General features: G+C 73.8%; 5 protein-coding genes. 4 read left to right on the forward strand and 1 reads right to left on the reverse strand.

Going from position 1 to position 5,253, the window contains the following annotated elements; translation table 11 throughout:
* Window positions 1–551 precede the first annotated feature (551 nt).
* On the forward strand, window positions 552–1,457 hold the full coding sequence (locus DEF28_RS25400) for an AfsR/SARP family transcriptional regulator (RefSeq protein ID WP_199493541.1): 906 nt from the start codon (window positions 552–554) through the stop codon (window positions 1,455–1,457).
* Between the two features lie 114 nt (window positions 1,458–1,571).
* Here DEF28_RS25400 and DEF28_RS25405 read toward each other — a convergent pair whose 3' ends face one another.
* Entirely contained in the window at window positions 1,572–1,985 is a 414-nt protein-coding gene (locus tag DEF28_RS25405) for an ester cyclase (protein ID WP_114400673.1), read from the reverse strand.
* Between the two features lie 248 nt (window positions 1,986–2,233).
* Here DEF28_RS25405 and DEF28_RS25410 point away from each other — a divergent pair, with 248 nt between their 5' ends.
* The 3 genes from DEF28_RS25410 to rdmE all read left to right on the forward strand — a co-directional run.
* Window positions 2,234–3,070 carry an SDR family oxidoreductase gene (locus DEF28_RS25410; RefSeq protein WP_114400674.1) on the forward strand — a complete coding sequence of 279 codons (837 nt, stop codon included), beginning with the start codon at window positions 2,234–2,236 and terminating at the stop codon, window positions 3,068–3,070.
* A complete protein-coding gene (locus tag DEF28_RS25415) occupies window positions 3,071–3,796 on the forward strand; it encodes a class I SAM-dependent DNA methyltransferase (protein ID WP_233515536.1) in 726 nt (241 codons plus the stop codon).
* Window positions 3,797–3,850: 54 nt separating this feature from the next.
* Window positions 3,851–5,253: aklavinone 12-hydroxylase RdmE (gene rdmE, locus DEF28_RS25420; protein WP_199493543.1), on the forward strand; the 1,403-nt coding region annotated here is incomplete at its 3' end.

A 5,253-nucleotide genomic window follows, 5' to 3' on the forward strand; every position in this document is an offset into this window, starting at 1 on the left:
GGGGTGTCCTTTTCGGTGGGGGCTGCGGTCAGGTTGGCATGGGGGTGCTCGACCCCGCCTCGAAATCGCCTCGAAATGCCGCGAGGCGGGCGGATGGGGCTTGGGTTGGTGAAATGGTGTTGGCGTTTTTCGGTCGGCGGGCCGGGGGGAATGCGGGAATTCGGCGTTGCCGGGCGCGGTGGTTTTGCGGAGCAATATGTGGGGCGGAATTGCAGGCGGTGACCTGATATGGCCAGGGAATTGAAGGGGGGCAGAGAGTCGGTAAAATCTCAGTGCCGCTCACGAGCGAAAGTGGTGCACTATCGCTACCCTGCATTGTCCGATATTGATTGGTGTTTCCGGCAACGTCACTGCATTAGGAAATTCGTGGCCGATCGTCGGTAACACGAATTTTCGCCGTGGTTCATGCGGTTCGCACGGTTCTCGCGGGGCGGGGCGCGTGCCCGGCCCGCGTCCCGCCGTCCGCCCGCGCGGTCCCTCCCGCGTACGGCCGGACTTACGCGCCGCGAGGGGCTCAACGTCCGTTCCAGCTCAGGGGGCTGATGCTCGGGATGACTGATTCACACGGCCGTGTGCCGGCCGGCGACCACCGCCTCGACACCCCGGACGCTCCCCGCGTCGAGTTCGGTGTCCTGGGGCCGCTGGCCGTCCAGATGGGCGGGGCGGGCAGGACCCCCACCGCTCCGAAGCTCCGCAACGTCCTGGCGATGCTGATCGTGCACGCCGACCAGGTCGTCCCCGTCACCGCGCTGATGCGCGAGCTGTGGGACGACGAGCCGCCCGCGAGCGGGCTCACCACGCTGCAGACCTACATCCTCAACCTGCGCAAGCTGCTGGCCGCCCTCACCCGGCACCCGACCGCCCGCGTCGCCGAGACGCTGCTGCTCACCCGGGCCGGCGGCTACCAGCTCACCACCGCGCACGCCGGCCTGGACCTGAACCGCTACCACGAGCACGCCGGCGCCGGGCGCCGGGCGCTGGCGGCGGGCGACCACCACGGCGCGCTCACGCACCTGACCGAGGCCCTCAACCTGTGGCGGGGCCCGGCGCTCGTCGACATCCCCACCGGCCGCATCTTGGAGTCCAAGCGCCGCCAGTACGAGGAGTCCCGCCTCGTGCTGCTGGAGTACCTGCTCGACACCCAGCTGCACCTGGGCATGTACCACGAGGCGCTCACCGAGCTGGCCGCGCTCACCACCCAGAACCCGCTGCACGAGGGGCTGCACGCGCAGTACATGCGCGCCCTGCACCTCGCGGGCCGGCGCGCCCAGGCGCTGGAGACGTTCCACAGCCTGCGCACCACCCTGGTCACCGAGCTGGGGCTGGACCCCGGTCCCGCCATCCAGCGGCTGCACCACGCGATCCTCAACAACGACCCGCAGCTGCACACGTCGCTGACCCCGCCGCCCGCCGACACGATCCCGGCCGGCACCTGGACGAGCACCCGCTCCTACTGAGGGGCCGTGGCCGGCGCCCGCAGCGGCCGCCGGCCACGGTGAGGGGCGCGGCCCGCGGCCTCGCGCCGGCCGGGGGCCGCGCCCCGTGCGGCGCACGGGGCGCCGCGGGGCCGGCTAGGCGGCGGGCGCCACCTGGCCGATCCGCTCCAGCATCGGCAGGTGGTTGATGACGTCCCAGTGCTCGACGACCCGGCCCTCGGCGAAGCGCAGCTCCTCCACCAGGTACCAGGTGACGCGGCGGCCGGTGGGCGGCACGCCCTGGAACTCCCCGGTGTGGGTGGCCGTCACGGTGATCCGCAGGATGACCCGGTCCCCCTCGGCCATGATGCTGCGGACGTCGAGGTGCAGGTCGGGGAACGCCCGCAGCCCCTCCTCCATGAGCGCGACCATGGCCGCTGAGCTCACCGGCCGGTCCTGCGAGTAGTGGACGACGTCCGGCGCCCAGTAATCGGTGATGCCCTCGACCCTCCACCGGTTCCACGACGCCACCATCCTCAGGCAGCGCGCCTTGTTCTCGGCTTCCGACATGGCGACTCCTCGCTCGGCGGCGCGGGGGCGCGCGCGGCGGAAGCCGCGGCGGCCCGCGCCGCGTCCTTCCCCCAGGGTGCCGGCCGCCGGCTCGAGGACGGGTCGAGGAGCGCTGGCGCGCGGTCGGCGCGGCCCCTCCCCCGCGCCGGCCCGGGGCGCGGATCCACCGGAAATCGGCGCGTCCTTGAGGACCGGCCCCGATCCTGAAACCGAAGGCCCAAAACACGGCACCAGGAGGGGTGGGACCCATGGCCGTCTTGGTGACGGGAGCGACGGGGCAGGTCGGCCGGCATGTGGTGGCGCGGCTGCTCGACGCGGGCCGGCGGGTGCGGGCGCTGACCAGAAACCCCGGGCGTGCCCGCCTGCCCGCCCGGGTCGACGTCGTCCCCGGCGACCTCGCCCGGCCGGACACCCTGGCCGCCGCGCTCGAGGGCGTCGACTCCCTCTACCTGTTCCCCGAGCCCGCCGCGGCCGGCGCCGTCGCGCGGATGGCGCGCGCCGCGGGCGTGCGGCGCACCGTCGTGCTGTCCTCCAGTTCCGTGCACGAGGCCGGCGGGGGCAACCCCAGCGCGCGGCGGCACCTGGCCGTGGAGCGCGCCGTGCAGGACGCCGGGCTGGACTGGACCCTGGTGCGCCCCGACGAGTTCGCGGCCAACGCCCTGTGGAAGTGGGGGCAGGCGATCCGGGCCGGAGGCGTGGTGCCGCTCCCCTACCCGCACGCGGCGCGGCCGCTCATCCACGAGGCCGATGTGGCGGCCGTGGCGGTCGCCGCGCTGCTGCAGGACGGGCACGGCGGGCAGACCTACCAGCTGACCGGGCCGGAGCCGGTGTCGCAGGTCGAGCAGGTCCGGCTGATCGGCGCGGCCCTGGGGCGGCGGATCCCGGTGGAGGAGGTCACCCCGGAGCGGGGGCGGGCCGAGCTGGTCCGCTTCATGCCGGAGGCGGTCGTCGACATGGTGCTGGCCTACCTGGCCGACGCGGTCGAGGCGCCTCCGGCCGTGCTGGCGACGGTCGAGAAGATCACGGGGCGGCCCCCGTACGACTTCGCGCGGTGGGCGGCGGACCATGTTCGGGACTTCCGCTGAGTGGAGGAACACGTGTACGGAGCCGAACTCGCCGAGATCTACGAACTCGTCCACCGGGGCCGGGGCAAGAACTACGCGACCGAGACCACCGAGGTCGCCAAGCACGTGTGGGCGCGCAAGCCCGACGCGGCGTCGCTGCTGGACGTCGCCTGCGGCACCGGCGGGCACCTCGCCTTCTTCGCCGAGCTGTTCGACGACGTCGAGGGGCTGGACATGTCGGAGGCGATGCTGGCCGTGGCCCGGCGGCGGCGGGCGGCGCGCACCCTGCACCACGGGGACATGCGCACCTTCGCCCTGGACCGCCGGTTCGACGCCATCACCTGCATGTTCGGGTCCATCGGCTACCTCGCCTCGGCCGCGGAGCTGGACGCCGCCCTGGCGCGGTTCGCCGGGCACCTGGTGCCCGGCGGGGTGGTCGCGATCGACCCGTGGTGGTTCCCGGAGACCTTCATCGAGGGGTACGTGTCCGCCGACGTCGTCACGGTCGACGAGCGCACCGTGGCGCGGGTGTCGCACTCGCGCCGGGAGGGCGACGCCTCCCGCATGCACGTGCACTACGTGGTGGCCGATGCCCGGTCCGGCGCGCGGCACTTCACCGAGACGCACCTGATCAGCCTGTTCCCCCGCGCCGGCTACGAGGCCGCGTTCCGACGCGCCGGCCTCACCGTGGACTACATCGGCGGCGTCCAGTCGGGGCGCGGCCTGTTCGTCGGCCAGCGCGACTGAGAGGGCGGCCGCGCCGTCGGCCGCGAGGAGTACCACGAGCACGAGGAGGAGACAGTGACCGACAGCGTGAGCGCCGGCCCGGCGGAGGTGCGGGTGGACGTCGTCGTCGCCGGCGGCGGTCTCGCCGGGCTGTCCACGGCGATGTTCCTGGCCCGGCGCGGTATCCGGGTCCTGGTGGCGGAGAAGCATCCGGGCACGTCGATCCACCCGCGTGCGGCGGGCCAGAACCCGCGCACCATGGAGCTGCTGCGCATCGGGGGGATCGCCGAGGAGGTGCGGCGGGTCAGCGACATCCGCGGCAGCCAGGGGGTCTTCACGATCAAGATCGCCGAGAGTGTGCGCGGCCGGGTGTTCGACACGTTCGCGGAGTCGTTCGAGGACCTGGTGGCCGCGACGGCGCAGTGCGCGCCGGTGCCGTGGGCGCTGGTCGCCCAGGACCGGTTGGAGCCGATCATGCTGGCCCAGGCGCGGCGGTTCGGCGCGACGGTGCGGTTCGGCACCGAGGTGGTGTCCTTCGAGCAGGACGGCGAGGGCGTCACGGTGCGGCTGCGGGAGCGCGCGGGCGGGGGCGGCACCGTGGTGCGCGCCGACTACCTGGTGGCGGCCGACGGGGACCGCAGCCCGATCCGGGAGCGGCTGGCCGTTCCGCGGCACGGCTACGGGACGCTCGCGCACGTGATGGGGATGATCTTCGAGGCGGACCTGTCGGGTGTGCTGCCGCCGGGCGCGTCGGGGCTGTACTACCTGCGCCACCCGAAGTTCACCGGCGCGTTCGGGGTGACGGACCGGCCGGAGCGGCACACGTTCTGGGCGGAGTACGACCCGGCGCGGGGTGAGTCGCCGGCGGACTTCACGCCGGAGCGGTGGGTGGAGCTGATCCGGCTGGGGTTGGACGCGCCGGACCTGCGGCCGCGGCTGCTGGAGGCGCTGCCGTGGGAGATGGCGGCGCGGATCGCGCACCGGTGGCGCCAGGGCCGGGTGTTCCTCGTGGGCGACGCGGCGAAGGTCAACCCGCCCACCGGCGGCCTGGGCGGCAACACGGCGATCGGTGACGGCTTCGACCTGGCGTGGAAGCTGGCCGCGGTGCTGCACGGCGAGGCCGGGCCGGGGCTGCTGGACAGCTACGAGCGGGAGCGCCGGCTGGTGGCCGAGCTGGTGGTGGACGAGTCGCTGTACCTGTACGCGCACCGGTTGGCGCCGCACATGGCGGGCGTGGTCCCGGCCGAGACGGGGTACGCGCAGGTGATCCTGGGGTTCAGGTACCGGTCTGACGCGGTGATCATCGACGACGCGGATCCGGCGCGGGCCGAGGACCCGGCGCGGGCGAGCGGGCGGCCGGGGTTCCGGGCGCCGCATCTGTGGGTGGAGCGGCAGGGTGAGCGGTGCTCGACGATCGACCTGTTCGGGCGGGGCTGGGTGGTGCTGTGCGGGCCGCAGGGCGGTGGGTGGGCCGCGGC

Source organism: Marinitenerispora sediminis (assembly GCF_003336425.1).
GTDB lineage: Bacteria > Actinomycetota > Actinomycetes > Streptosporangiales > Streptosporangiaceae > Marinitenerispora > Marinitenerispora sediminis.